The sequence below is a fragment of the Rhodococcus sp. DK176 genome (assembly GCF_038447315.2).
In the GTDB taxonomy this organism is placed as follows: Bacteria; Actinomycetota; Actinomycetes; order Mycobacteriales; family Mycobacteriaceae; genus Rhodococcus_F; species Rhodococcus_F jostii_A.
Window position 1 is genome coordinate 1,301,180 of sequence record NZ_CP118321.2, and the last position, 24,080, is coordinate 1,325,259.

Below are 24,080 nucleotides of genomic sequence, written 5' to 3' on the forward strand. Positions count from 1 at the left end.
CACTACTCGCGATCGCGGCGTGCCGATGTTACCGTGCGCCCGCCGTGGGCGCGTAGCCGGGACGAAGCCCGCCCTGACAGGACCTTTCGTGGTCGGCGAACCGGATCGTGTCCGGACGTGGGCACTGCCCCGCCGCCGTGTGTGCGAACGCGTCTTCCGGGGTACGCGGGTGTGATCCGCAGTGCGGAGGATCACGAGAGGGAGCACAGGATGAGCGTCGAACGACCAGGACCGGAACCGGACGATGCACCGGCGCTCGACGACGGAGGGGGCGTTCAGCCGGGTGACACGCCACCGGATGCCGGCCAGACCTCGGGGTTGTCGCATCCGCAGCCGATGCCGGGCCGGAGGGTGCCGATCCTCGCGTTCATCGTGGTGGGTCTACTCGTCCTCGCGGTCGCGGCCTTCTTCGTCGCCCGCGTGTTTGCGTTGTTCGACTGAGGTGACCGGCGCCGATGCGTCTGCGACGAGTTCGTACCGTCGCCCGTACGTTTCGACGAGGGCCTGGATCGCGGCGACCACCGGCACCGACACCAGGGCGCCGACCGGACCGAACAGCGAGGCGCCCACGATCACCGATCCGAACGCGACCGCGGGGTGGATCGAGACCGTCGCGGACGTGATGCGCGGGTGCAGCACGTAGTTCTCGATCTGCTGGTAGACGGTCCCGAACACGATCACCCACACACCGTCCATCGGCTGGGACGCCGCCGCGATGATCGCGGGGAGGGCGATCGCGAGGTAGGTGCCCAGGGTGGGGACGAACTGCGAGACGATGCCGGTCCACAGCGCCAGCGGCAACCAGTAGGGCACTCCGATCGCCACGAGGAAGATGCCCGTGGCGACCGAACTCACCGCAGCGAGGATCAGCCGCGACACCACGTATCCGCCGGCCTTCTCGACCGAGATCTCCCACACCACCGAGATGACCCCCTGTTGCCGCGCCGGAAACCAGCTCGAGATCGTGCGGCGAAGGGCAGGCCCCTGCGCGGACATGTAGAACACGAACAGCAGCAGCGTCAGCATCTGGAACACGACACCGAGCAGCGACGACAACACACCCAGAACTCCCGGCGTGAACCGCTCGGCGAGGTCTCGGATGGTATCGGGTGTGAGGTGGATCAGATCCTCGCCCGTCGCGAAGTCGGTGTCGAACACGCGATTGGACCAGTCGGTGACCGAGGACAGCGCACCCGGCAGGGCCTTGAGGAGCTGGGCGAGTTGCTGCGCGAGCAGTGTCCCGAAGAGTGCCAGGAATCCGATGGCGAAGACGAACAGCGCGAACAGCACGAGTCCGGTGGCGGCGCCGCGCCGCAACCCCCGGCGCTCGAGCCAGTCGACGACCGGTTCGATGGTGATACTGAACAACCACGCGAGGAACAGCAAACCCAGAAAGCTCCGCAGGTTGACGAACAGCCAACCCGACAACTGGTAGGCGGCGACGGCCAGCAGGACGTAGAGGATCGAGGGCAGAAGCCACCGCGGGGCGTCGCCCGTGCCGAAGCGCCCGATCGACCCTGTCCGCCCGATTTCGCGGCCGTCCTCGCTCATCGCACACCCCGCGATCGATTGCTGCCGATACAGCGGGAATGTACTCGCCCCGGACGGTGCACCTGTCCGAATTGACCGGGCGCAGCAGAAAACCCCGCCCGGATGAACCGGACGGGGTTTCGATGCTCCCCCGGCTGGACTCGAACCAGCAACCGTCCGATTAACAGTCGGAAGCTCTGCCAATTGAGCTACAGGGGATTATTCTGCTGTGCTTCGCCGTTCCCGGCGATGCGAGAGAAACTGTAGCGCATAGCCCCACCCCAGTACCAAATCGCCTGCCTGTCGACGCATCAGGCAGGATGGGTGCAGGTCGTTGTGTGTCGGGAGGAAGCGGGAATGATGCGGTTGTTGATCGGTATCGCTGCGGGGTACGTGCTGGGTACGCGAGCAGGACGTGCGCGCTACGAACAGATCAGCCGGGCCACCAAGGCCGTGGCCACCAGCCCGGCCACGAAGAAGGTGCTGCAGATGTCGCGTCAGAAGCTGTCCGACTCCCTGAACACTCAGCCGAAGCTCGAGCCCATGAAGCCGCTCGACGAGGAAACGACCATCCTGGTTCCTCAGGATCAGCTCAAGAAGAAATAGCCGGCGGGGGCCGGTTCAGCCGGCCATCCCGTCCCGGTTGGTGTCGCCGATCGCCTGATCGAGCAGGCTGCGGCGGTACTGCTCCAGGGCGACGAGGTCGCCGAGCAGCGAATGGAACTCGTCCGACGCCGTGGCCGGTGAAATGCGCTGCAGCTTGGACTTCAGTTCCGCCACCTGCTCCCCCACCCACACCTCCTGCAGGCGTGCGATCACGCCGGAGATGTATCGCGGCACGGTGTCCTCTTCGGCGGGCAACGGCTCGACTGCGAGTTCGGACACGAGCGACGCCGCGGTGACGTCGTCGACACCGCGGCTGACCGCGTCGACCCACTCGCCGCCGCCGAGTCCCGCGCTGGTGCCGCCGGACGCGATCATCGACTCACGGATCACGACGTACGTCGGATGCGTGAACGTCTCCACCGGCAACGAGTCGAATACGGTGCCCGCGATCGCCGGGTACTGCAATGCACCCTTCAGTGCCTCGCGCTGCGCCCACAGCGTCGGATCGTTCGGCCGGGGCCGGGTGAGCCCGACCGGCAACTGCGGTGTGTCCTGGTCCTCGTCCCGGGCGGCCTTCTTCTTGGGCGGCGCAGGCAGCGACCCGCGGGTGGACGCCCGCTTGCGTGCCTCGTCCCGCACCCGCTGCCGGACGGCGGCGATGTCGTCCCAGCCCACCCAGCCGGACAACTGGACGGCGTAACTGTCACGCAGCGTCGCTTCCTTGATCTGCGCGACCACCGGCACGGTGCGCCGCAGCGCCTCGACCCGGCCCTCGGCGGTCTCGAGGTCGTGCTCGGTGAGGATCGACTTGACCACGAACTCGAACATCGGTGTGCGACGCGCCACCAGGTCGCGGACGGCGGCGTCACCCGACTTCTGCCGCAACTCGCACGGGTCCATGCCCTCGGGTGCCACGGCGACGAACGTCTGCCCGGCCATCTTCTGGTCACCCTCGAACGCCTTCATCGCCGCGGCCTGGCCGGCGGCGTCCCCGTCGAACGTGTAGATGATCTCGCCGCGAAAGTAGCTGTCGTCCATCAGCAGTCGCCGCAGCATCGCGAGGTGGTCCTCACCGAACGCGGTGCCGCAGGCGGCGACGGCGGTCTTGACCCCGGCCAGGTGCATCGCCATGACGTCGGTGTATCCCTCGACCACCACGGCCTGATGCCCCTTGGCGATGTCGCGCTTGGCGAGGTCGAGCCCGAACAGCACCTGAGACTTCTTGTACAGCATGGTTTCCGGCGTGTTGACGTACTTGCCGGGCATGGTGTCGTCGTCGAACAACTTGCGGGCACCGAACCCGATGACGTCGCCGGACAGGTTCCGGATGGGCCAGAGCAGGCGCCGGTGGAAGCGGTCGATGTGACCGCGGCGCCCGGCTTTCGACAGGCCCGCGGCCTCGAGCTCCTTGACGTCGAAACCCTTGCCCAGCAGGTGCTTCGTGAGGATGTCCCAGCCGTCGGGTGCATACCCGCACCCGAACTGCTGCGCGGCCTGCGCGTCGAAGTTCCGTTCCGTCAGATAGTCGCGGGCCGCCTGTGCATCGGGTTCCTGCAGACGCGCCGAGTAGAACTCCTGCGCGGCCGCGTTGGCCGCGACCAGCCGGGAGCGGGTGCCGCGGTCGCGTTGCACCGAGGTGCCGCCGCCCTCGTACGAGATGGTGTAGTTCAACCGGTCGGCGAGCTGCTCGACGGCCTCGACGAAACTGATGTGGTCGATCTTCTGGAGGAAGGAGTAGACGTCGCCGCCCTCGCCGCACCCGAAGCAGTGGTAGTGCCCGTGGTTGGGCCGCACGTGGAACGACGGCGACTTCTCGTCGTGGAACGGGCACAGCCCCTTCATGGAGTCGCCGCCCGCGCGCTTGAGGGAGACGTACTCCCCCACGATGTCCTCGATCCGTGTGCGCTCGCGAATGGCCGCAACGTCACGATCAGGGATTCTGCCAGCCACGAACGACAGTCTAGGCGCTCCGCCGCAGCCCGAACTTCCGCCTCGGGGTCAGCAGTTCGACGGGGCGGGAATCCCGGCGAATCGGTCGCCGAGATAGCCGAATGCGGGACCGGCACCGAGCATGGTGGCGGTGCCGTGGTCGGCGCCCGGGATCACGTCGAACTGCACCGGCACACCCTGTGAGCAGTACCGGGCGACGGTGTTCTGCACCGGCTCGATGGCGACGAGGGGGTCCGCGCTGCCGTGCCAGACGAACATCGGCGTCCTCGGGACTCCCGGATACAGTTCGACGCTGTTCTCGTCCATCACCGAGCGGCCGGACGGATCGGCGAGGATGCCGGGACCGTTGGTCAGGTCGGGTAGCGACTTCCCCGCACCGGCGCCGAGTATCGAATCCGTGCACATGTTGCTCATCTGCGCCCGCAGGGCGAGTCCGTCGCCGTTGAGGCCGTCCCCCAGCGGCGAGCGCGTCGGGTATTCACGCTCGAGACCGATGGCGGCCGCGAATCCCAGGCCGAACGCCTGCGAGCGGGTGCTGCCCAGCCGGTCGGCCAGTTCACCGATGTTGACCGGTGTGCCGCCCTGGGCGGCGCCCACGATGTTCAGTTCCGGGGCGTAGGTGGGTGCGAGCGCCGCAGCCCAGTTGGTCGCCATGGCGCCGCCCGAATAGCCGGCCAGCCCGACCGGACTGCCACCGAGTCCCGCTTCCGGGAGCCGCTGCGCGGCGCGGACGCCGTCGAGGACGAGCCGGCCGCCGAGTTTCGCGGCTCCGTACGCGCTGGTCGGTCCGAGGTGGTCGGGCACGGCCACGGCCCAGCCGCGCGCGAGCAGGGCGTTGAGGGCGGGCCCCTCCTGGATTCCGCCGGTGAACAGCTGATGGGACGGCGCGCACTCGAGCCCGAGCGCGTTGACGAACGGCTGGTAGGACACGAGCGGCCGGTTCGCGGGAGTGCCGCGGGGTACCAGCACCGTGGTGACCGCGGCGATGGGCGCTCCGGCGGAGTTGGTCGACTTGTACTTCACCTGCCAGGCGTCGGCGGTGGGGTATCCGGTGGCGGCGACCGGTCGGCTCGCCAGCACGTCACCGTCGGCGCGTGCCCCGACGTCGACGGGCGCACCGTAGAACGGGTCGGGGTCCGCGAACGGGTACGCCGGCGCGGCCTGGGCCGCGGGTGGGGCCAGTAGGGCGGCACCGACCGCCACCGCCAGCGCTGCGGACGTCGAACCGATGATCTTGCGCACTGCAGACTTCATCCGGTCTCCCTGACCATTGGGGTGCGAGCTGTCTCTAGACGTATTCGTAGCACCGCGGCGGCAGGATGGGTCCGGCTTCCGACTTTGTCAGCCCCAGCTCGCCTGGGCTCCGAGACTCGACTTGTCGACGCGTTCGAGACGGCTCTCGGTGTAGGAGGCGATCTGGTCGACGACGACCCGGACCCGTGCGGGATCGTCGGCCGCGGCGTTCCAGGCGGGAACCAGGATGGGGTCGAGACCGGCGGGTGCGGTCGCGAGCAGCCATTCGGCGACGCGGTGCACGCGGTCGCGCTGGCGTGCCTGCCGCGCCCGGTGGCCGGCATCCGACATCACGTAGTTCAGTGCGAACGTCTTGAGCAGCGCCACCTCCGCCGCCACCACCGGCGGGACCACCAGGTCGGCGTCGTACCGGGCGACCGGCTTGTCGCCGTGGACGTCGCGGGTCCCGATGATCGCGGCGGTCGCGAACCGGCCGACCAGTTCGCTGGTGAGGTTCTTCAGGGCGACCGAACTGGTGAGCGTGCCGTCGTAGCTGCCCACCTCGACGACGACGGGCAGAAGACTCAACCGCGTCGCGGCCTCGATCAGTTCCTCCACGTCGAGCCCCGGGAACTCCGACGCACCGAACTCGGCGAGCGCCCGCTGATCCACCGGATCGGCCAGTGACCGCAGATCGATGCGCCCGTCGATCACGCCGTCCTCGACGTCGTGCACGGAGTAGGCGACGTCGTCGGCCCAATCCATGACCTGCGCCTCGAGGCACTGGTGGCCGTCGGGGGCACCCTCGCGGATCCACGCGAGCACGTCGGCGTCGTCGTCGTAGGCCCCGAACTTCGCGCCGGGGCGCGGCCGGGTCCACGGGTACTTGATCGCCGCGTCCAGCGACGCGCGGGTCAGATTGAGCCCGGCACTGCTTCCGTCGGGGTAGAGCACCTTCGGTTCGAGGCTCGTGAGGATACGCAGATTCTGGGCGTTGCCCTCGAACCCACCGCAGCTTTCCGCGACCTCGTCGAGGGCCTTCTCCCCGTTGTGGCCGTACGGCGGGTGACCGATGTCGTGCGCGAGGCCGGCGAGGTCCACCAGATCGGGATCGCAGCCGAGACCGTCGGCGATCCCGCGACCGATCTGCGCCACCTCGATCGAGTGCGTCAACCGTGTCCGCGGAGTGTCACCGTCCCGGGGACCCACCACCTGGGTCTTGTCGGCGAGTCTGCGGAGCGCGGCCGAGTGCTGGACGCGGGCGCGGTCGCGGGAGAAGACGGATCGGTGTTGCGCGGCCGCGATCTGGCTGCCCGGGATTCCCGCCCGTTTCGGTGCCTCGCGGACCCGCCGGGCGACGTCGTGCGCGGAGTACACGTCGCCGAGGGGTGTCGTGTGTGCTGTCATCGAATGTCTACTGTCCCGCCGTGTAGGGGAAGTCGGCCGAGAAGTGGGTGAGCTGGTACCAGATCAACGCCCCTGTCTCCCGGGCGATTCCGTGCAACTGGGATTCGCGGGTGAACACGGCCGGCCCCTGCCGGGTGGGCGCCGTCCAGGCGTCGAGTCCGGCGTCGCGTGCCATCGTCCGCGTCCGCAGCGAATGCCAGGGGTCGCTGACCAGGACCGCCGAATCGATGCCCTGCGCCGCCATCGCCTCACTGACCGCCTCGATGCTGAGCAGGGTGTCGGACCCCTCCTCGACCGCGGTGATGCTGTCGGCGGGGACGCCGCGCGAGATCAGATAGTTCTTGCCGGACGCCGCCTCGGTGTACTCGTCGCCCTCCTGTTTGCCGCCGACCGTGATGACCTCGGGGGCCACCCCGCGCTCGTACAGCTTGTACGCCTGCTCGAGCCGGGCCTCGAACACCGACGACGGGGTTCCCGAGTACTGGGCGGCCCCGAGCACGACGATCGCGTCGGCGGCCGACGTGTCGTCGATCCGCGCGACCTGCCACACCCGGACCGCGGTGCCGAGCACCAGCGCGGCGGCGAGGAGGACCACGCCGGCGATGATCCGGCGGGTCCACCGGGCCAGCGTGCCGGCGAACCCCAGGCGCGCAGGACGGCGCGGGAGGTCGTGGCGTTCACGGCTCGGTGCAGAATTCACTCCCTGATTCTGCCAGCTGTCGCCGAACTGTCCCGATGACGACTCGCCACACCCGATAGATTTGCTGCCATGCCACTCGCACCGCGCCTCGAGCAGACGCCGTCGTCCCGCCCCCGACAGCCCCGTGCTCGGCGGTTCGCCGCCGTCGGCGCCGTCTCCGCACTCCTGACTCTCGTGGCGATCCTGTTCTCTCCCGCGATCGCCTCGGCGGACGCACCGTTCCGTCTTCCCGGCCAGATCACGGACACCGTCGGTGTGCTCGACGCCGACCAGCAGAGCGACGTCCAGGCCGCGATCGACCAGCTGTACGACGAGCACAAGGTGCGGTTGTGGGTGGTGTACGTGCCCGACTTCAACGGGCTCGGCGCCGGTCCGTGGGCGGATCAGACGGCGCAGGCGTCCTCGCTCGGCGACCGCGACGCCCTGCTCGCGGTCGCGACGGTCGACCGCGAGTACGCCCTCATCGCGCCGGACGGACTGTCGGAGATCACCAGCGACGAGGCCGAGTCGATCCGGGTGGATGCGGTGGAACCCGCCCTGCGCGAGGAGGATTGGGCCGGAGGCGCGATCGCCGCAGCGGGCGGCCTGGGCGACGCGATGAGTCCGGGCGAAGGAATGTCGGTGCGCACACTGCTGATCGGCGGCGGTGTGGTCGTCGTGGGCGCGGGTGGCGTGGTGCTGTATTCGCGGAAGAAGAAGCACGACCGCATCCGGGCCGGCGTCGAGGCGGCGCGCAGCATCAGCCCCGAGGACACCGCCGCGCTGACGGCGCTGCCGCTGCCGACGCTGGACGAGCGCGCCAAGGAGGTGCTCGTCGAGACCGACGACGCGCTGCGTACGAGTCAGGAGGAACTCGACCTGGCCCGCGGGGAATTCGGCGAGCAGGCCACGGCATCGTTCACGGCGGCGTTCGACACGGCGAAGGCGACACTCGCGGCCGCGTTCACCGTCCGTCAGCGACTCGACGACGCGATCCCCGAGACCCCACAGCAGCAACGGGAGATGCTCATCGACATCATCACCTCGTGCGGGCGCGCCGACCGCGAACTCAACGAGCGGGTTCAGGAGTTCGACGGACTCCGGGACCTGCTGATCAACGCCCCCGACCGACTCGACGCGCTCACCCGGGACATGGTCGCGCTGACTGTGCGCATCCCCGATTCCACGCAGACGCTCGCCACCCTGCAGACCGAATTCCCGGCCGCCGCACTCGCTTCCGTCGCCCACAACGTGACGATGGCGGAGGAGCGGCTCGCGTTCGCGGAACGGGCCGTGGCCGACGGCAGGGACGCGATCGCCCTGCCGCCCGGAAAACAGGGACCGGCGGTGTCGGCGATCCGCGGAGCCGAGGGCGCCCTCGAACAGGCCCGGACGCTACTCGACGCCGTCGACCACGCCGCGGAGGACATCCGGCACGCCATCGCGACGCTGCCGGCCGCGATCACCGACGTGGAGGCCGGGATCGCGGCCTCAGCCCAGTTCACCGAGCAGGGTGGAGACCGGCTCGCGTCGGCCCGCGCCGCGGCCGAGGCAGCGCTGGCGGCGGCCCGCACTGCCGCGGACACCGACCCGCTCGGCAGCTTCACCCAGATCGTCAAGGCAGACGCGGAACTCGACGCCGTCCTCGCCGAGGCGCAGGAATCCCGGCAGCAGGCCGAGCGCGCGCAGCAGCGTCTCGAGCAGGACCTCGTGGCCGCGCAGTCGCAGGTCACGGCGGCGTCGGACTTCATCGGCACCCGACGCGGCGCGGTGGGAGCGGACGCCCGGACCCGCCTGACCGAGGCGCAGCGGCACCTGGCGGGCGCGCAGCAACTCCGCGCCACCGACGCCTCCCGCGCGCTTCAGCACGCCCAGGCCGCGGCCGGCCTGGCGGCCGACGCACTGCGCCTGGCGCAGAACGACGTGAGCCGCTGGGAGTCCCGCCAGCTCCCCGGGCCCGGAAGCGGTGGCGGGAACGCCACCGGTGCGATCCTCGGCGGCATCCTGATCGACAGCATCCTGCGCGGCGGATTCAGCGGCGGCGGCAACTGGGGAAGCCGCGGCTCCGGCGGCGGCGGCCGCAGCAGCGGCCCGCGGTCCTTCGGCGGGCCGAGCAGCTCCGGCCGGATCAGTGGGGGCGGCCGATTCTGACGTCCTCCCGAGTCTTCGTCGCACTCGCCTGCGTCGCGGCCACCGCCTGCGGCGGCCTGTCGGGCTGCGCGGGCGGGGATCCGACCGAGGACGACGCGATCCCGCTGTCGGCGGAGGCGTATCGCAGCCGGGAGGACGACGCGGCGGGTGGGCGGATTCACGTGCGGATAGCGAACACCGGCGATGTGCCCGTCGACGTGACATCCGTGGCGTTGGACAGTCCCGGCTTCGAGGCGGCACCCGAGACCCGGCGCGTGGTCGAACTCGGTCCCGGCAACCGGATCGATGTCGAGGCCGAATACGGCCCGGTGCGCTGCGACACACCCCCGGAGCCGGCGTACACCCTGATCGGGGTCGCCGATCCGAGCGGCTCGCCCGTGCGGGTGCCGCTCGCTGCCCCGTACGACGTCCTCGGCCGTATCCACGACAGTGACTGCGCCGCAGAGGATCTGGCGCGGGCCGTACCGGTGACACTGATCCCGGCGGCGGCTCCGCCCGAGCCGGCAGCACCCCTGCCCGCCCAGCTCGTCGTGAGCCGGGGAACGGCGTCGGGTGACATCCGGTTGGACGAGATCGGCGGCAGCGTCCTGTATGCGCTGCACGGCGCACTGCCCGCCACCATGCGGGCGGGCGAGGACCGGCTGAGCGTCGACATCTCCATCGACGCGGCGCGGTGCGACCCCCATGCCCTTGCGGAGGCGAAGAAGCCCTTCGTCTTTCCGCTGTGGATCGCCGTCGGCTCCTCGGCACCGGAATACTCGCGCATCCCGGTGTCCGAGGAGAACCGGCGAATCCTGACGAACTATCTGACCGTCACCTGCGACGCGCGCAGGTGACGGCGGATCAGGAACCGATGAGGCGCTGCGCCAGGTAGCCCTCGACCTGGTCGAGCGCGACCCGCTCCTGGGCCATGGAGTCACGCTCACGGACGGTCACGGCGTGGTCCTCGAGCGTGTCGAAGTCCACGGTGATGCAGAACGGTGTGCCGATCTCGTCCTGACGGCGGTAGCGGCGGCCGATCGCGCCGGCGTCGTCGAACTCGACGTTCCAGTGCTGGCGGAGCGTCGCGGCGAGATCCTTGGCCTTCGGCGTCAGGTCCGCGTTGCGCGACAGCGGCAGCACCGCGGCCTTCACCGGGGCGAGACGACGGTCCAGACGCAGCACGGTGCGCTTGTCGACGCCGCCCTTCGCGTTCGGCGCCTCGTCCTCGGTGTACGCGTCGACGAGGAACGCCATCAGCGAACGCGTGAGACCGGCTGCCGGCTCGATGACGTACGGCGTGTAGCGCTCACCTGTGGCCTGGTCGTAATAGTTGAGGTCGGTGCCCGAATGCTTCGAGTGGGTCGACAGGTCGAAGTCGGTGCGGTTGGCCACACCCTCGAGCTCGCCCCACTCACTGCCCTGGAAGTGGAAGCGGTACTCGATGTCGACGGTGCGCTTGGAGTAGTGCGACAGCTTGTCCTGTGCGTGCTCGTACAGGCGCAGGTTGTCCTTGTTGATGCCGAGCCCGGTGTACCAGTCCATGCGGTAGTCGATCCAGTACTGGTGCCACTCTTCGTCCTCGCCGGGCTTGACGAAGAACTCCATCTCCATCTGCTCGAACTCGCGGGTGCGGAAGATGAAGTTTCCGGGCGTGATCTCGTTGCGGAAGCTCTTGCCGATCTGGCCGATGCCGAACGGGGGCTTCTTGCGCGACGTGGTGAGCACGTTCGCGAAGTTCACGAAGATGCCCTGCGCGGTCTCCGGGCGGAGGTAGTGCATGCCCTCTTCGCTCTCGACCGGGCCGAGGTACGTCTTCAGCATCATGTTGAAGTCGCGGGGCTCGGTCCACTGACCGACCGTGCCGCAGTCGGGGCAGGCCACGACGTCCATCGGGACGTCGTCCGGGTTGTCGAGGCCCTTCTTCTCCGCGTACGCCTCCTGCAGGTGGTCCTGACGGTGGCGCTTGTGACAGTTGAGGCACTCGACCAGCGGGTCGTTGAACACGCCGACGTGACCGGACGCCACCCACACCTCGCGGGGCAGGATGACCGAGGAGTCGAGGCCGACGACGTCCTCACGGCTGGTGACCATGTTGCGCCACCACTGCTTCTTGATGTTCTCCTTGAGCTCGACGCCCAAGGGGCCGTAGTCCCAGGCCGACTTCGTGCCTCCGTAGATCTCACCGCACGGGTAGACCAGGCCACGACGCTTGGCGAGATTGACGACGGTTTCGACTTTGGACTTCGGTGCCACTCGGGTGCTCTCCATCTGGGTAATAGATGCATGGTTCACGTGCGCTTTTCGGAGCCCAGCCTATCTGCCCGACCGCGGTCGGTTCACCCACCCGGTTGACATGCGTATTCGTGCATATCAAAATGGAATCGATTTGCAATAAGGTGAGGGTGATCCTCCCGGGCCGACGGCCTCGCGGCCACGGTCCCGTCCATTGTCCGGCACACCGAAGGAGATCACTGGTGAGCGTCATCGATCCCGGGGATCTGCATCCGTTCGAGGCGGCGGCGCCCGCTCCCGTGCCGTCGAAGGAGACCCTTGCGGCGGCCGGCGACATCCTGCGCGCCCTCGCCGCCCCCGTCCGGATCGCGATCGTCCTCCAGCTCCGCGAATCGGAACGGTGCGTGCACGAACTCGTCGGGGCACTCGGAGTCACCCAGCCACTGATCAGCCAGCATCTTCGCGTGCTCAAGGCCGCGGGCGTCGTCCGCGGCGAACGCACGGGACGTGAGGTCCTCTACCGCCTGGTGGACGACCACCTCGCCCACATCGTCGTGGACGCCGTCGCGCACGCCGAGGAAGGATAGAAGCCTTGACCCAGAACACCGGCCAGCGCAAGCCCGTCGTCGTGGGAGTACGCGCCACCAAGCAGCGCAGCGCCATCTCCGCGCTCCTCGACGACATCGAGGAGTTCCGGTCGGCGCAGGAACTGCACGACGAACTCCGCAAGCGCGGCGAGGGCATCGGGTTGACCACCGTCTACCGCACCCTGCAGACGCTCGCCGACGCCGGAACGGTCGACGTCCTGCGTACCGACACCGGTGAATCCGTGTACCGGCGCTGCTCGTCCGGACATCACCATCACCTCGTCTGCCGCACCTGCGGCTACACCGTCGAGGTCGAGGGGCCCACCGTCGAGCAGTGGTCGCAGTCGATCGCCGACGCCCACGGCTTCTCCGACGTCAGCCACACCATCGAGATCTTCGGCCTCTGCAAGGACTGCAGCGCGACGCAGTGAGCGTCAGGGGATCAGCCCCTGACGGGCGGTATCGGCCCCGCTCAACACGAGAAGCAGCATGGTGGTCAGCGCCTCGTCTTCGAGCCCGGCGGCCGGGAACGTGTAGCGCAGGATGACGTCCGCGAGCCGGCCGTGGCCGAACACCGCGATCGAACCGAACTGCAGTGCGCCGTTCCGCTCCGCGACCCTCTTGTGCAGCGACGCGCTGACCGGACGATCCCAGGCCAGCACGCACGTCATCGATAGCACATCGAGGCCCTCGGTGAGGGTCATCGCACTGATCGAGCACAGCGCCCCGGCGTACTCGAAACTCAGCGAGCCGTCCTCCGCCCGGGTGACGGTGGCGAAGTGTTCGAGCGCGTCCGCCGCCCGCTCGAGCAGTGCGGGCGCCCCGTCGACGGTCATTTCACCCCACCGAACCGACGGTCACGCGATGCGTACTCCACGCATGCCGCCCACAGGTCCCGGCGGTCGAAATCGGGAAACAACTTCTCCTGATACACCATCTCGGCGTAGGCCGACTGCCAGATCAGGAAGTTGGACGTGCGCTGCTCGCCGGACGGCCGGAGGAACAGGTCGACGTCCGGCATGTCCGGCTCGTCGAGATACCGGGCCACGGTCGCCTCGGTGATCTTCTCCGGGTCGAGTTGCCCCGCCGCGACCCGCCTGCCGATCTCCTTCGCCGCGTCGGCGATCTCCGCGCGCCCGCCGTAGTTGACGCACATGGTCAGGTTCATGACCGTGTTGTGCTTCGTCAGCTCCTCGGCGATCTCGAGTTCCTTGATGACGCTGCGCCACAGCTTGGGCCGGCGACCCGCCCACCGCACGCGCACCCCCATCTCGTGCATCTCGTCGCGGCGACGCCGGATCACGTCGCGGTTGAAGCCCATCAGGAAGCGGACTTCCTCGGGGCTGCGTTTCCAGTTCTCGGTGGAGAACGCGTAGGCCGACAACCATTCGACGCCCATCTCGATGCACCCGCAGACGGCGTCCATCAACACGGCCTCGCCGCGTTCGTGGCCCGCGGTCCGGGGCAGTCCCCGCTCCTGCGCCCAGCGGCCGTTGCCGTCCATCACCAGCGCGATGTGCCGGGGCACGAGTTCGGGTTGCAGGCCCGGCGGGCGGGCGCCCGAGGGGTGCTGGTCCGGCGGCCGGATCTGGCGCTCGGCCCCGGAATTATGCGGGGCTCGAGGTTCGCGTCGTCGAATCACGGTCCCCATCCTGCCTGACCGAATCCTCCACCCTTACCGCCGCATGCGGTCGTGCGCGTTCGATCAGCGGGAGGGTGCGGAGTTGCCGTTCGAGGTGCCATTGCAGGTGCGCCGCGACGAGACCGCTGGCCTGCCCCCGCAACGACTCGGGCACGTCCTCCGTGCTCGCCCAGTCGCCGCGGATCAGCGCATCCATCAGGTCGAGGACACCCGGTGACGGCGTGGCGGCGCCCGGCGGCCGGCAATGGACGCACACCGCTCCCCCGGCGGCCACGTGGAATGCCCGGTGCGGTCCGGGGGCGCTGCACCGCGCGCAGTCGTCGAGGGCGGGAGCCCATCCCGCAAAACCCATGGCCCGCAACAGGAAGGCGTCGAGGATCAGCTCGCACGGGCGGTTGTGCTCGGCGACGGCCCGCAGCGCACCTACCGTCAGGCGATGCAGTTGCGGCGCCGGGGCCCGTTCCTCACCGGCGAGCCGCTCGGCGGTCTCGAGGATCGCGCACGCCGTGGTGTACCGGGAGTAGTCGTCGACGATGTCGGTCGCGAATGCGTCGACCGTCTGGACCTGGGTGACGATGTCGAGGTTGCGGCCGGGGTAGAGCTGCACGTCGATGTGCGCGAACGGCTCGAGCCGGGCGCCGAACTTGGACTTCGTGCGGCGCACCCCCTTGGCGACCGCGCGCACCAGACCGTGCTGCCGGGTGAGGAGTGTGACGATACGGTCGGCCTCGCCCAGCTTGTGCTGGCGCAGGACCACCGCATTGTCTCGATACAACCTCACCGGTCCAGTCTCCCACGTCGAGGCGACCACATTCCGCAGGCCGAGCCGCGTGCGACGGTCAGGGCTCGGTGCGCCCGTCGCGCACGGCGTCGACGACGTCGCGGACTCCGTCGATGACGAGTTGCGGCTGCTCGATGTTGATGTTGTGGCCGCTGTTCGTGTTCGTGACATGTTTGGCACCCGGGACGAGTTGTGCCAGATCCGCCTGCGCCTTCGGCTGCACGGCGTCGAGGGCCGGGCCGTAGCCGGGATCGATGTCGGCGGGGAGGCTTCCGTTCGCGACGCCCTCCGCGATCTGCGGCGCCACCGAGCGGTCGGCGGAGAGAACGACGAGCGGCTGGGGCCGGATCGGTTCGGCGGCGCGGATCTCGTCGAAGCTGCGGACGAAGTCGACGCGCTCGAGGTCCGGGTATTCGTCGAGACTGTCCTGCTGCGGGGTGTTGAGCCGCAGGAACTCCTGGAACTGCTCCGGGGGCAGGAGTGTCTGCAACTCCTCCGACTGCGCGTCGATCAGCACCATGCCCGCCACCTCGTCGGGATGGGTGCCGGCGAAGAGTCTCGCGATCTGACCGCCGTAGGAGTGGGCGGCCAGCACGTAGGGGCCGGGGCCGGCCTCGCCGGTGGCGCCCAGCAGCGACTGGAGGTCGGCGACCGCGTCCGTGGTGGTGATCGGCTGCGGAACCGGGTCGCTGCGGCTCAATGCGTCGTCGCCCAGCACGACTCCCGGCCGGTCGTACGAGCAGACTCGGGTGAACTCGGCGACACCGTCGAAGGCCGAGGTGGCGGCCGGATCGGCCGTCGTCGTCCACTGATCGGCGCCGAACCGGAGACCGGACGCAAACACGACGGTCGGTGCGCCTGTGCCCGCGCACTCCAGATAGATGTGGCGGCCCCCGCCGATGTCGACGGTGCCCGCGAAATCCTTGCTCGCGCCGTCGCCGTCATCGGCTCCACACGCGGCGACGAGCAACACGACGCCCACTGCCGGGAGCCACCTCGACAACCGTTGCCTGTTCGGCACGACACACCTCGGAACCGGTCCGGAAACGCACCGCGCTCCCGGTGGTTCCATACCCCGGTCAGCTGCGTTCAAACGGCGGCGCCCCCCGATCAGCTCAGCCGCTGGTCGAGATGCACCGACACCTCGACGCCGGCCGCGTCCTTGCCGATCAGCCTGCACAGTGCGATCTTCAGGGGAAGCCAGTGCGGACCCTCGCCCGAGGGCATCAGGGTGGCATTGAACGGGTGGCCGTCGATGGTCCCGCCGACCTTCACCGGCCGCCTCGTTCCGAGGAGTTCGGCGGAGTCCGGCACGGTCACGTACGTCGCGAACGCCCCGTCCTTCTGGATCGGCGCCGTAAAGGTGTGCGCGAGCGATTGCGGGGTCTCCGGTGCGGGCATTCGTGGATCCTCCGGTCGAGTGTGATGCTGCGGTCGAAAGGTAGGACTCCCGGAGCCGGCCGGAATCATCGGTCGTGAGCGGGATTACCGTCACACCTGGAACCGGTAGCCCATCCCGGCCTCGGTGATGAGGTGACGCGGGTGGGACGGGTCGTCCTCGAGTTTGCGCCTCAGCTGCGCCAGATACACCCGCAGGTAGTGGGTCTCGGTGGCGTACGCCGGACCCCACACCTCCCGCAGCAGTTCCTTCTGCCCCACCAGCTTGCCCTTGTTGCGCACGAGCATCTCGAGCATCCCCCACTCGGTCGGCGTCAGGTGCACCTCGGCCCCCGCCCGGCGCACCGTCTTCGCCGCCAGATCGACCGTGAACGAATCCGTTTCCACCACAGGTTCACTCGTGTCGACGGCCGTCGTCGCCCGGCGGGCGGCCGCACGCACCCGCGCCAGGAACTCGTCCATCCCGAACGGCTTGGTGACGTAGTCGTCGGCGCCGGCGTCGAGGGCCTCCACCTTGTCCGCGGAGTCGGTCCGCGCCGACAACACGATCACCGGTGCGGGGCACCACCCGCGGAGGCCGGCGAGCACCTCGGTGCCGTCCATGTCGGGTAGCCCGAGGTCGAGCACGATCACGTCCGGTGGTCGCTCGGCCGCGGCGCGCAGGGCGGCGGCCCCGGACGCGGCCGTCACCACGTCGTATCCGCGCACGCTCAGATTGATCCGCAGCGCGCGGAGAATCTGAGGTTCGTCGTCGACGACGAGAACTCTCGTCATGGATGCGCCCCTCCCGCCCCGGCCAGTTCCACCACCATCGTCAGACCACCGCCGGGGGTGTCGGTGGCGCTGATGGTCCCGCCCATCGCGTCCACGAATCCGCGGACGACGGAGAGCCCGAGCCCGACTCCCGTGGTGGTGTCGCGGTCCCCCAGCCGCTGGAACGGGGCGAACATCTCGTCTGCCCGCCCACGCGGAATTCCCGGCCCCGTGTCGGCGACGGTGACGACGGCGCGGTCGCCGACCGCCGCGGCACCGACGCGGATCACGGAGTCCTCACCGTAGCGGAGTGCGTTGTCGATCAGATTCGCGAGCACCCGCTCGAGCAGGCCCGAATCCGCCATCGCCGCGACCGTTCCGACGTCGACCTCCACCCTTTCCCGGGCCCTGGTCCCGGTCCGGCCGCCGATTCCCAGACCCACCAGCGCCCGGTGCACCACCTCGTCGAGGTACACCGGCCGCAGCGTCGGGGTCACCACTCCCGCCGCGAGACGGGACGAGTCGAGCAGGTTGCCGACGAGGGAGGTCAGGACGTCGGCCGATTCCTCGATGGTCGCGAGCAGTTCGGCGGTGTCCTCGGGTGAGAAGTCGACGTCGTCGCTGCGCAGGCTGGACGCGGCGGCCTTGACCGCGGCCAGTGGGGTCCGGAGGTCGTGGCTGACGGCGGACAGCAGCGATCGCCGCAACCGGTCGGCCTCGGCCAGCGCCTGCGCCTGCCCCGCCTCCTGCGCGAGCTCGGTCTGACGGATCATGCCCACCGCCTGGTTGGCGACGGCGAGCAGCACGCGACGGTCCCGGGCGTGCAGTTCACTTCCGCGCAGGGCGAGCGCGTACTCCCCTTCCCCCACCTCGCAGACGGTGTCGGCGTCGTCGACGCTCACCGGTGGGTGCGGCCCGACGGACCCCACCGGACCGCGGTCGCGGTGCAGCACGCTGACCGAATCCTGGCCGTAGGTCTCGCGCACCTTCTCGAGCAGGGTGCCGAGGTCGGCGCCGCGCAGCACCGATCCGGCGAACAGTGCCAGCAGCTCGGCTTCCTGCGACGCCCGGCGGGCTTCCCGCGACCGCTTGGCGGCCGCGTCGACCAGGACCGCGACGGCGACGGCCACCACGAGCAGCACGACCGTGGTGATGAAGTTGTCCGGCTCGGCGATGGTGAAGCTCCGCACCGGCGGCGTGAAGAAGTAGTTGAGGAACAGACCCGAGATCAGCGCGGAGAACGCGGCGGGGGCGACACCCCCGAGCAGCGAGACGAGCAGCACCACGATGAAGAACAGGGCCCCCTCGCCGACCAATCCGAGCCACCGGTCGACGGCACTCATCACGAGCGTGGCCACCGACGGTACGAGGACGGCGGCGATCCAGGCGATCGCCGTGCGCGAACGGGAGCCCACCGGCGACAACCGCCGCGGGCGGTGGGATTCGCCGTGCGTCACCATGTGCACGTCGATCGACCCGGACTGGTGCAGCACGCTCGCGCCGATGCCCTCGTCGAAGATCCGTGCCCACCGTGAGCGTCTCGACGTGCCCAGCACCAGCTGCGTGGCGTTCGCGGTCCGGGCGAAGTCGAGCAGCGTGGTGGGAACGTCGTCGCCGACGACGCTGTGCAGGCTCGCCCCGATGCTCGCGGCGAGCGTGCGCACCTTGCCCATCTCCGGAGCCGAGACACCCGCGAGGCCGTCGCCGCGCACCACGTGCACGACGATCAGTTCGGCGCTGGATCTCGACGCGATCCGGCCGGCGCGCCGAACCAGCGTCTCCGATTCCAGCCCGCCCGTCACCGCGACCACCACCCGTTCCCGGGCCTCCCACGTGTCGGTGATCTTGTTCTCCGCACGGTATTTCGCGAGTGCGGCATCCACCTGGTCGGCCACCCACAGCAGGGCCAGTTCGCGGAGTGCGGTGAGGTTCCCTTTCCGGAAGTAGTTGCTCAGTGCCGCGTCGACCTTGTCCGCGGCATAGATGTTGCCGTGGGACAGCCTGCGGCGCAGAGCCTCCGGAGTGATGTCGACCAATTCGACCTGGGTGGCGGCGCGCACCACCTCGTCGGGAACCGTTTCCTGCTGCACCACTCCGGTGATCCGCTGGACCACGTCGTTGAGGCTTTCGAGGTGCTGGACGTTGAGCGTCGAGAGGACGTCGATCCCCGCGGCGAGGAGTATCTCCACGTCCTGCCAGCGTTTCTCGTGGACGCTGCCCGGTGTGTTCGTGTGCGCGAGCTCGTCGACGAGGACCAGCGCCGGCCTGCGGGCCAGCACCGCCTCGACGTCGAGTTCCCGGCCGAGCGTGCCCCGGTAGGCGATCAGCTTGGGCGGAACCAGTTCGAGGTCGCCGAGCTGCGCCGCCGTGCGGTCGCGGCCGTGGGTCTCCACCACGGCCGCGACCACGTCGCACCCCCGTTCCCGGCGGCGGTGCGCCTCACCGAGCATCGCGAACGTCTTGCCGACGCCCGGTGCGGCTCCGAGATAGATGCGCAGTTCGCCGCGTCGGTGTTCGGCGTCCCGGCGCTCGCCGTCGGTTCCGGTACCACTCACCTCGCCATCATCCACCAGCGGTCGGGGCCGTGCACTCAGGAGCGGTCAGGCCGAGGGCCAGGTTCAGTTCGAGGACGTTCACCCGTTCCTCACCGAGGAAGCCGAGTTGCCTTCCCTCGGTGTTCTCGTCGACGAGTTGCCGGACCCGGGTCTCGCTGAGACCGTTCTCCGCGGCCACCCTCGGCACCTGCAACGCCGCGTACGCGGGGCTGATGTGCGGGTCGATGCCCGAGCCGGATCCGGTGACCGCGTCGGGCGGTACCACGGCGGGGTCCACCCCTTCCCGGGTGGCGATCGCCGCCCGCCGGTCGGCGATGAACGTCGCCAGGATTTCACTGCTCGGCCCCTGGTTGGTGGGCAGGGCGGAGGCGGGGTCGCCCGTCGCGAACGGATCCTGTTCGGCCACCGACCCGGTGACCCGGTTGTGGAAGAACGGATCCGGCTCCCCCGCAGGCACCTGCGGGTCGACACCGACCCACCGGCTCCCGACGACGCACCCGGTGCTGTCGCGCACCGGAGACCCCTCGGCCGCTCCGGCGCCGATCCTGCTCACCCCCCACACTGCGGCGGGATAAAGCACACCGAGGACTGCCGTGAGTGCGAGCAGGACGAGTAGTCCGGCCCAGGTCTGCCGGAGCAGGCCGATGAGAAATCGCATGCGGGATCACCCAATTCCGGGAACGAGACGGACGACGAGGTCGATGAGCCAGATACCGGCGAACGGTGTGATCACACCGCCGAGGCCGTAGATCAGCAGGTTGCGGCCCAGCAGCGTCGACGCCGACGACGGACGGTAGCGAACGCCTTTCAGCGACAACGGGATCAGCGCGACGATCACCACGGCGTTGAAGATCACCGCCGACAGGATGGCCGATTCCGGGGTGGCCAGCCGCATGATGTTCAGCGTGTTCAGCTGCGGATAGATGCCGCTGAACAGGGCGGGAAGAATCGCGAAGTACTTGGCCAGGTCGTTGGCGAGCGAGAACGTGGTGAGCGCACCGCGGGTGATGAGAAGCTGCTTGCCGATCTCCACCACCTCGATGAGCTTGGTGGGATCCGAATCGAGATCCACCATGTTCCCGGCTTCCTTCGCCGCGGACGTGCCGGTGTTCATCGCCACCCCGACATCCGCCTGGGCCAGCGCCGGGGCGTCGTTGGTGCCGTCCCCGGTCATCGCGACGAGCCGGCCGCCCTCCTGTTCTCTGCGGATCAGCGCGAGCTTGTCCTCGGGTGTCGCCTCGGCCATGAAGTCGTCGACTCCGGCCTCGGCCGCGATGGCCTTCGCCGTCAACGGGTTGTCGCCGGTGATCATCACCGTGCGAATCCCCATGGCCCGCAGTTCCGCGAACCGCTCGGCGATACCCGGTTTCACCACGTCCGACAGCGCGATCACGCCGAGGACGGTCGCTGCGTCTCCGCGGACGGTGGCGACCACCAACGGGGTTCCCCCGGCCTGCGCGATCCGGTTCACGCTGTCGGTGACCGCGGACGCCGCGCGTCCGCCGAGCGCCCGCACCCAGGTCAGCACCGCGTCGCTCGCGCCCTTGCGGATCCGGGCGCCGTCGATGTCGAGTCCGCTCATCCGGGTCTGCGCCGTGAACGGCACGAACTCCGCCGCTCTCTCCGCCTCGGACGGTGCGGGGTCCAACCCGAAGTCGCGGGCGCACAGGTCCACGATGCTGCGACCCTCGGGCGTGCCGTCCGCGAGACTGGACAACCGTGCGGCCGTGGCCAACTCGATCGCGGAAACCCCCGGTGCGGGATGCAGGGCCGTGGCCTGCCGGTTGCCGAACGTGATGGTGCCGGTCTTGTCCATCAGCAGGGTGTCGATGTCGCCGGCAGCCTCCACCGCCCGCCCCGACATCGCCAGGACGTTCCGCTGCACCAGTCGGTCCATCCCGGCGATGCCGATGGCCGACAGCAGGGCCCCGATCGTGGTGGGGATCAGGCAGACCAGCAACGCGATCAGCTTGATCGGATCCTGCTCCTGGCCCGCGTACAGGCCCATCGGGCCGATCGCGACGACGGCCAGCAGGAAGATGATCGTCAGCGACGCCAGCAGGATGTTCAGCGCGATCTCGTTCGGCGTCTTCTGCCGCGCCGCCCCCTCCACTAGGGCGATCATCCGGTCCACGAACGACTGTCCGGGGGCCGCGGTGATGCGCACGACGAGCCGGTCGGACAGCACGGTCGTGCCACCGGTGACGGCACACCGGTCGCCACCGGATTCGCGGACGACGGGCGCCGATTCGCCGGTGATGGCCGACTCGTCCACGGTCGCAATGCCGTCGACGACGTCACCGTCGCCGGGTATCACCTCTCCCGCCTCGACGACCACCCGGTCGCCGACGGTGAGTTCGGTACCCGCCACCGACTCCACCCGGCCGCTCGCCGCGATCCGGTGGGCGACCGTGTCCTGCTTCACCTTCCGCAGGCTCGCCGCCTGCGCCTTGCCCCGGCCTTCCGCGACCGACTCGGCCAGATTCGCGAACAGCACCGTGAACCACAGCCAGGCGGCGACGGCCCAGGAGAACACGGACGGGTCGGCGACGGCCATAACGGTGGTGACGACGGAGCCGACGAACACCACGAACATCACCGGGTTGCGGGCGAGGTGCCGGGGGTCGAGTTTGCGCAGGGCGCCCGGTAGCGCCGTCACCAGCTGGGCGGGGCTGAAGATTCCCGCCTTCACGGGCGCCGGGTCGTGGCCGGCATCGGTCGTCGTGGTCGCCGCCTCGTTCTCCAGACGACTGGTCACGTTCACACTCACTGCAGAGCCTCCGCGATCGGTCCCAGCGCGAGGGCCGGGAAGAATGTCAACGCCGCGACGAGCACGACGGTGCCGGTGAGGAGCCCGGTGAACATCGGGCCCGCCGTCGGCAGGGTTCCGGCGCCTGCGGCCGTCTTCTTCTGCGACGCCAGGGATCCGGCGAGCGCGAGGACGAAGATGATCGGCAGGAACCGGCCGAACAGCATGCACAGGCCGAGAGCGGTCTGGAACCAGTCGCTCGTCACCGTCAGCCCGCCGAACGCACTGCCGTTGTTGTTCGAGGCCGACGCGAACGCGTACAGCACTTCCGAGAACCCGTGGATGGATCCGGGACTTCCGGGGTCGCCGCTGTTGCCCTGGTAACCGGTGGTCGAGGACAGGATCACGGTGATCCCGGTCCCGATCAGGACGAGCGCCGGCATCACCAGCACGGACAGGGCGGCGAGGGTGATCTCCCGCTGCCGCAGCTTCTTGCCGAGGTATTCGGGTGTGCGGCCGACGAGGAGTCCGCCGACGAAGACGGCGATCAGGGCGAGGACGAGAATTCCGTAGAGCCCCGTGCCGACACCGCCCGGCGCGATCTCGCCGAGCAGCATGTTGAGCAGAACGGCTCCGCCGCCGAGCGGCGACAGGCTGTCGTGCGCCGAATTCACTGCGCCCGTGGATGTTCCGGTGGTGCTCACGGCGAACAGTGCCGTTCCCGGGATTCCGAAACGCACCTCCTTGCCCTCCATCATCGCGCCCGCGGCGGTGGCGGCGACGCCGCGCCGACCCGACTCCGCGGCCAGCGTGACCGCGAGGAGCGATCCCCACAGGATGCCCATCACGGCGAGCAGGGTCAGCCCCTGGCGGTGCCCGGACACCTCGCTCGCTCGGTCGTGAGGATCGCCGACCATGGTGCCGAACGTGCGGGTGAGGGAGACCGGGATCAGCAGGATCGCGAGGATCTCGACGATGTTGCTGACCGGCGTCGGGTTCTCGAACGGGTGCGCTGAATTGGCGGCGAGAATCCCGCCGCCGTTGGTGCCGAGTTCCTTGATCGCTTCCTGCGAGGCGACGGGCGCGAGTGCGTTGGTGACGGAGTTGCCGTCCAGACCGGTGGACGCGAAGCCCGGGTGGAAGGACTGGATCACGCCCTGGCTCAGCAGGATCAGCGCGATCACGAAGGAGAACGGCAGCAGAATACGCAGGCTGCCCCGGGTGAGGTCCACCCAGAAGTTGCCGATCTCACCGCCGCGCGACACCCGGACGAATCCGCGGATCAGCGCCACCGCGACGGCCATGCCCACCGCTGCGGACACGAAGTTCTGCACGGCGAGCCCGACCGGCTGGGTCAGGTTGCTCATCGTCGTCTCGGGCGCATACGACTGCCAGTTGGTGTTCGTCACGAACGACACGGCCGTGTTGAACGCCACCGCGGGACTGACCCCGGAGAGGTCCCCGGACAGCGGCAGCACGCCCTGGATGCGCTGCAGCGCGTAGAGGAACAGCACACTCGCCGTAGAGAATCCCAGCACGCTGCCCGCGTAGCCGTACCAGGTCTGCTCGGTGTGGGGGTTGATGCTGCACAGGCGGTACAGGACGGATTCGACCCGCAGGTGACGGCGTGATTCGTACACGCGCGCCATGTAGTCGCCCACCGGCACGTAGGCGACCGCGAGTACCGCGAGGACGAAGGCGACCTGCAGTCCGGCCGCCAGGGCAGGCGTCATCAGAACCGCTCCGGGTCGACGAGCGCGATCAGGAGGTACACGACGAGCGCTGCGGCGATCGTGACGAGCGCGACCGCGAGTATTCCGGCGCCCGTCATTTCACGCGTCCGGT

At 69.3% G+C, this 24,080-nt stretch carries 23 protein-coding genes and 1 tRNA gene; 6 read left to right on the plus strand and 18 right to left on the minus strand.

Annotated features, from left to right (window positions below):
- Nucleotides 1-210 precede the first annotated feature (210 nt).
- Nucleotides 211-441 carry a DUF6480 family protein gene (locus PSR88_RS06135; RefSeq protein WP_083853000.1) on the plus strand — a complete coding sequence of 77 codons (231 nt, stop codon included), beginning with the start codon at nt 211-213 and terminating at the stop codon, nt 439-441.
- On the opposite strand, the gene PSR88_RS06140 is transcribed toward PSR88_RS06135, so the two are convergent.
- Both PSR88_RS06140 and PSR88_RS06145 read right to left on the minus strand, forming a co-directional pair.
- The gene (locus PSR88_RS06140; protein WP_016879993.1) at nt 382-1,551 is read right to left on the minus strand and encodes an AI-2E family transporter; all 1,170 of its coding nucleotides are present in this window, start codon (nt 1,549-1,551) and stop codon (nt 382-384) included. The two genes, PSR88_RS06135 and PSR88_RS06140, sit on opposite strands and share 60 nt — an antisense overlap.
- Nucleotides 1,552-1,676: 125 nt before the next feature.
- Nucleotides 1,677-1,749, minus strand: a tRNA-Asn gene (locus tag PSR88_RS06145).
- Between the two features lie 138 nt (nt 1,750-1,887).
- Here PSR88_RS06145 and PSR88_RS06150 point away from each other — a divergent pair.
- Nucleotides 1,888-2,136: a hypothetical protein gene (locus PSR88_RS06150; RefSeq protein WP_005570860.1), complete on the plus strand. Its 249-nt coding sequence runs from the start codon at nt 1,888-1,890 to the stop codon at nt 2,134-2,136.
- 15 nt (nt 2,137-2,151) lie between these two features.
- Here the strand turns inward: PSR88_RS06150 and dnaG are convergent, their stop codons facing one another.
- From dnaG to PSR88_RS06170, 4 genes are all read right to left on the minus strand, one after another.
- Complete coding sequence (dnaG, locus tag PSR88_RS06155; protein WP_009473922.1) at nt 2,152-4,086, minus strand: DNA primase; 1,935 nt, start codon at nt 4,084-4,086, stop codon at nt 2,152-2,154.
- A 48-nt stretch (nt 4,087-4,134) separates the two neighbouring features.
- Nucleotides 4,135-5,340 (minus strand): lipase family protein, encoded by a 1,206-nt coding sequence (locus PSR88_RS06160; RefSeq protein WP_029537249.1) that lies wholly within the window; start codon nt 5,338-5,340, stop codon nt 4,135-4,137.
- A gap of 87 nt (nt 5,341-5,427) precedes the next feature.
- On the minus strand, nt 5,428-6,726 hold the full coding sequence (locus tag PSR88_RS06165; RefSeq protein WP_009473924.1) for a deoxyguanosinetriphosphate triphosphohydrolase: 1,299 nt from the start codon (nt 6,724-6,726) through the stop codon (nt 5,428-5,430).
- A gap of 7 nt (nt 6,727-6,733) precedes the next feature.
- On the minus strand, nt 6,734-7,426 hold the full coding sequence (locus PSR88_RS06170; protein WP_011594303.1) for a YdcF family protein: 693 nt from the start codon (nt 7,424-7,426) through the stop codon (nt 6,734-6,736).
- Nucleotides 7,427-7,495: 69 nt separating this feature from the next.
- Between PSR88_RS06170 and PSR88_RS06175 the strand changes: the two genes are divergently transcribed.
- Nucleotides 7,496-9,556 (plus strand): TPM domain-containing protein, encoded by a 2,061-nt coding sequence (locus PSR88_RS06175; protein ID WP_011594304.1) that lies wholly within the window; start codon nt 7,496-7,498, stop codon nt 9,554-9,556.
- Between the two features lie 161 nt (nt 9,557-9,717).
- Entirely contained in the window at nt 9,718-10,392 is a 675-nt protein-coding gene (locus PSR88_RS06180) for a hypothetical protein (RefSeq protein ID WP_016879991.1), read from the plus strand.
- A 7-nt stretch (nt 10,393-10,399) separates the two neighbouring features.
- Here the strand turns inward: PSR88_RS06180 and PSR88_RS06185 are convergent, their stop codons facing one another.
- The gene (locus PSR88_RS06185) at nt 10,400-11,791 is read right to left on the minus strand and encodes a glycine--tRNA ligase (RefSeq protein ID WP_005571613.1); all 1,392 of its coding nucleotides are present in this window, start codon (nt 11,789-11,791) and stop codon (nt 10,400-10,402) included.
- 221 nt (nt 11,792-12,012) lie between these two features.
- Between PSR88_RS06185 and PSR88_RS06190 the strand changes: the two genes are divergently transcribed.
- Entirely contained in the window at nt 12,013-12,357 is a 345-nt protein-coding gene (locus PSR88_RS06190) for an ArsR/SmtB family transcription factor (RefSeq protein WP_016879990.1), read from the plus strand.
- A 5-nt stretch (nt 12,358-12,362) separates the two neighbouring features.
- Complete coding sequence (locus PSR88_RS06195; RefSeq protein ID WP_011594307.1) at nt 12,363-12,788, plus strand: Fur family transcriptional regulator; 426 nt, start codon at nt 12,363-12,365, stop codon at nt 12,786-12,788.
- Nucleotides 12,789-12,791: 3 nt separating this feature from the next.
- Here the strand turns inward: PSR88_RS06195 and PSR88_RS06200 are convergent, their stop codons facing one another.
- The 11 genes from PSR88_RS06200 to PSR88_RS06250 all read right to left on the minus strand — a co-directional run bounded on the left by PSR88_RS06200 (nt 12,792) and on the right by PSR88_RS06250 (nt 24,066).
- On the minus strand, nt 12,792-13,193 hold the full coding sequence (locus tag PSR88_RS06200; RefSeq protein ID WP_011594308.1) for a hypothetical protein: 402 nt from the start codon (nt 13,191-13,193) through the stop codon (nt 12,792-12,794).
- The gene (locus tag PSR88_RS06205) at nt 13,190-13,999 is read right to left on the minus strand and encodes an isoprenyl transferase (RefSeq protein ID WP_029537243.1); all 810 of its coding nucleotides are present in this window, start codon (nt 13,997-13,999) and stop codon (nt 13,190-13,192) included. Before PSR88_RS06205 ends, PSR88_RS06200 begins: the two co-directional genes overlap by 4 nt.
- A complete protein-coding gene (recO, locus tag PSR88_RS06210; RefSeq protein ID WP_011594310.1) occupies nt 13,965-14,780 on the minus strand; it encodes a DNA repair protein RecO in 816 nt (271 codons plus the stop codon). The genes PSR88_RS06205 and recO overlap by 35 nt, the downstream gene beginning before the upstream one ends.
- Nucleotides 14,781-14,838: 58 nt before the next feature.
- Nucleotides 14,839-15,801, minus strand: a complete 963-nt coding sequence (locus PSR88_RS06215) for an alpha/beta fold hydrolase (protein ID WP_016879989.1) — start codon at nt 15,799-15,801, stop codon at nt 14,839-14,841.
- A gap of 89 nt (nt 15,802-15,890) precedes the next feature.
- Nucleotides 15,891-16,181, minus strand: coding sequence for a DUF1905 domain-containing protein (locus PSR88_RS06220; RefSeq protein WP_011594312.1), 291 nt, complete (start codon nt 16,179-16,181; stop codon nt 15,891-15,893).
- 90 nt (nt 16,182-16,271) lie between these two features.
- Complete coding sequence (locus PSR88_RS06225) at nt 16,272-16,952, minus strand: response regulator (protein WP_005247902.1); 681 nt, start codon at nt 16,950-16,952, stop codon at nt 16,272-16,274.
- A complete protein-coding gene (locus PSR88_RS06230; protein ID WP_011594313.1) occupies nt 16,949-19,486 on the minus strand; it encodes a sensor histidine kinase in 2,538 nt (845 codons plus the stop codon). The genes PSR88_RS06225 and PSR88_RS06230 overlap by 4 nt, the downstream gene beginning before the upstream one ends.
- A gap of 7 nt (nt 19,487-19,493) precedes the next feature.
- On the minus strand, nt 19,494-20,144 hold the full coding sequence (locus tag PSR88_RS06235) for a potassium-transporting ATPase subunit C (protein ID WP_016879988.1): 651 nt from the start codon (nt 20,142-20,144) through the stop codon (nt 19,494-19,496).
- Between the two features lie 6 nt (nt 20,145-20,150).
- Nucleotides 20,151-22,256 carry a potassium-transporting ATPase subunit KdpB gene (gene kdpB / locus PSR88_RS06240; RefSeq protein WP_016879987.1) on the minus strand — a complete coding sequence of 702 codons (2,106 nt, stop codon included), beginning with the start codon at nt 22,254-22,256 and terminating at the stop codon, nt 20,151-20,153.
- The gene (gene kdpA / locus PSR88_RS06245) at nt 22,253-23,968 is read right to left on the minus strand and encodes a potassium-transporting ATPase subunit KdpA (protein WP_016879986.1); all 1,716 of its coding nucleotides are present in this window, start codon (nt 23,966-23,968) and stop codon (nt 22,253-22,255) included. Before kdpA ends, kdpB begins: the two co-directional genes overlap by 4 nt.
- Nucleotides 23,968-24,066 (minus strand): potassium-transporting ATPase subunit F, encoded by a 99-nt coding sequence (locus PSR88_RS06250; protein WP_016879985.1) that lies wholly within the window; start codon nt 24,064-24,066, stop codon nt 23,968-23,970. Before PSR88_RS06250 ends, kdpA begins: the two co-directional genes overlap by 1 nt.
- Nucleotides 24,067-24,080: the final 14 nt, after the last annotated feature.

What these genes read in the sequence shown, in the direction of transcription:
- PSR88_RS06135 (WP_083853000.1), top strand. Translation starts at nt 211, where the DNA reads ATGAGCGTCGAACGACCAGGACCGGAACCGGACGATGCACCGGCGCTC.
- PSR88_RS06140 (WP_016879993.1), bottom strand. Translation starts at nt 1,551, where the DNA reads ATGAGCGAGGACGGCCGCGAAATCGGGCGGACAGGGTCGATCGGGCGC.
- PSR88_RS06150 (WP_005570860.1), top strand. Translation starts at nt 1,888, where the DNA reads ATGATGCGGTTGTTGATCGGTATCGCTGCGGGGTACGTGCTGGGTACG.
- PSR88_RS06160 (WP_029537249.1), bottom strand. Translation starts at nt 5,340, where the DNA reads ATGAAGTCTGCAGTGCGCAAGATCATCGGTTCGACGTCCGCAGCGCTG.
- PSR88_RS06165 (WP_009473924.1), bottom strand. Translation starts at nt 6,726, where the DNA reads ATGACAGCACACACGACACCCCTCGGCGACGTGTACTCCGCGCACGAC.
- PSR88_RS06175 (WP_011594304.1), top strand. Translation starts at nt 7,496, where the DNA reads ATGCCACTCGCACCGCGCCTCGAGCAGACGCCGTCGTCCCGCCCCCGA.
- PSR88_RS06200 (WP_011594308.1), bottom strand. Translation starts at nt 13,193, where the DNA reads ATGACCGTCGACGGGGCGCCCGCACTGCTCGAGCGGGCGGCGGACGCG.
- PSR88_RS06220 (WP_011594312.1), bottom strand. Translation starts at nt 16,181, where the DNA reads ATGCCCGCACCGGAGACCCCGCAATCGCTCGCGCACACCTTTACGGCG.
- PSR88_RS06225 (WP_005247902.1), bottom strand. Translation starts at nt 16,952, where the DNA reads ATGACGAGAGTTCTCGTCGTCGACGACGAACCTCAGATTCTCCGCGCG.
- PSR88_RS06235 (WP_016879988.1), bottom strand. Translation starts at nt 20,144, where the DNA reads ATGCGATTTCTCATCGGCCTGCTCCGGCAGACCTGGGCCGGACTACTC.
- kdpA (WP_016879986.1), bottom strand. Translation starts at nt 23,968, where the DNA reads ATGACGCCTGCCCTGGCGGCCGGACTGCAGGTCGCCTTCGTCCTCGCG.
- PSR88_RS06250 (WP_016879985.1), bottom strand. Translation starts at nt 24,066, where the DNA reads ATGACGGGCGCCGGAATACTCGCGGTCGCGCTCGTCACGATCGCCGCA.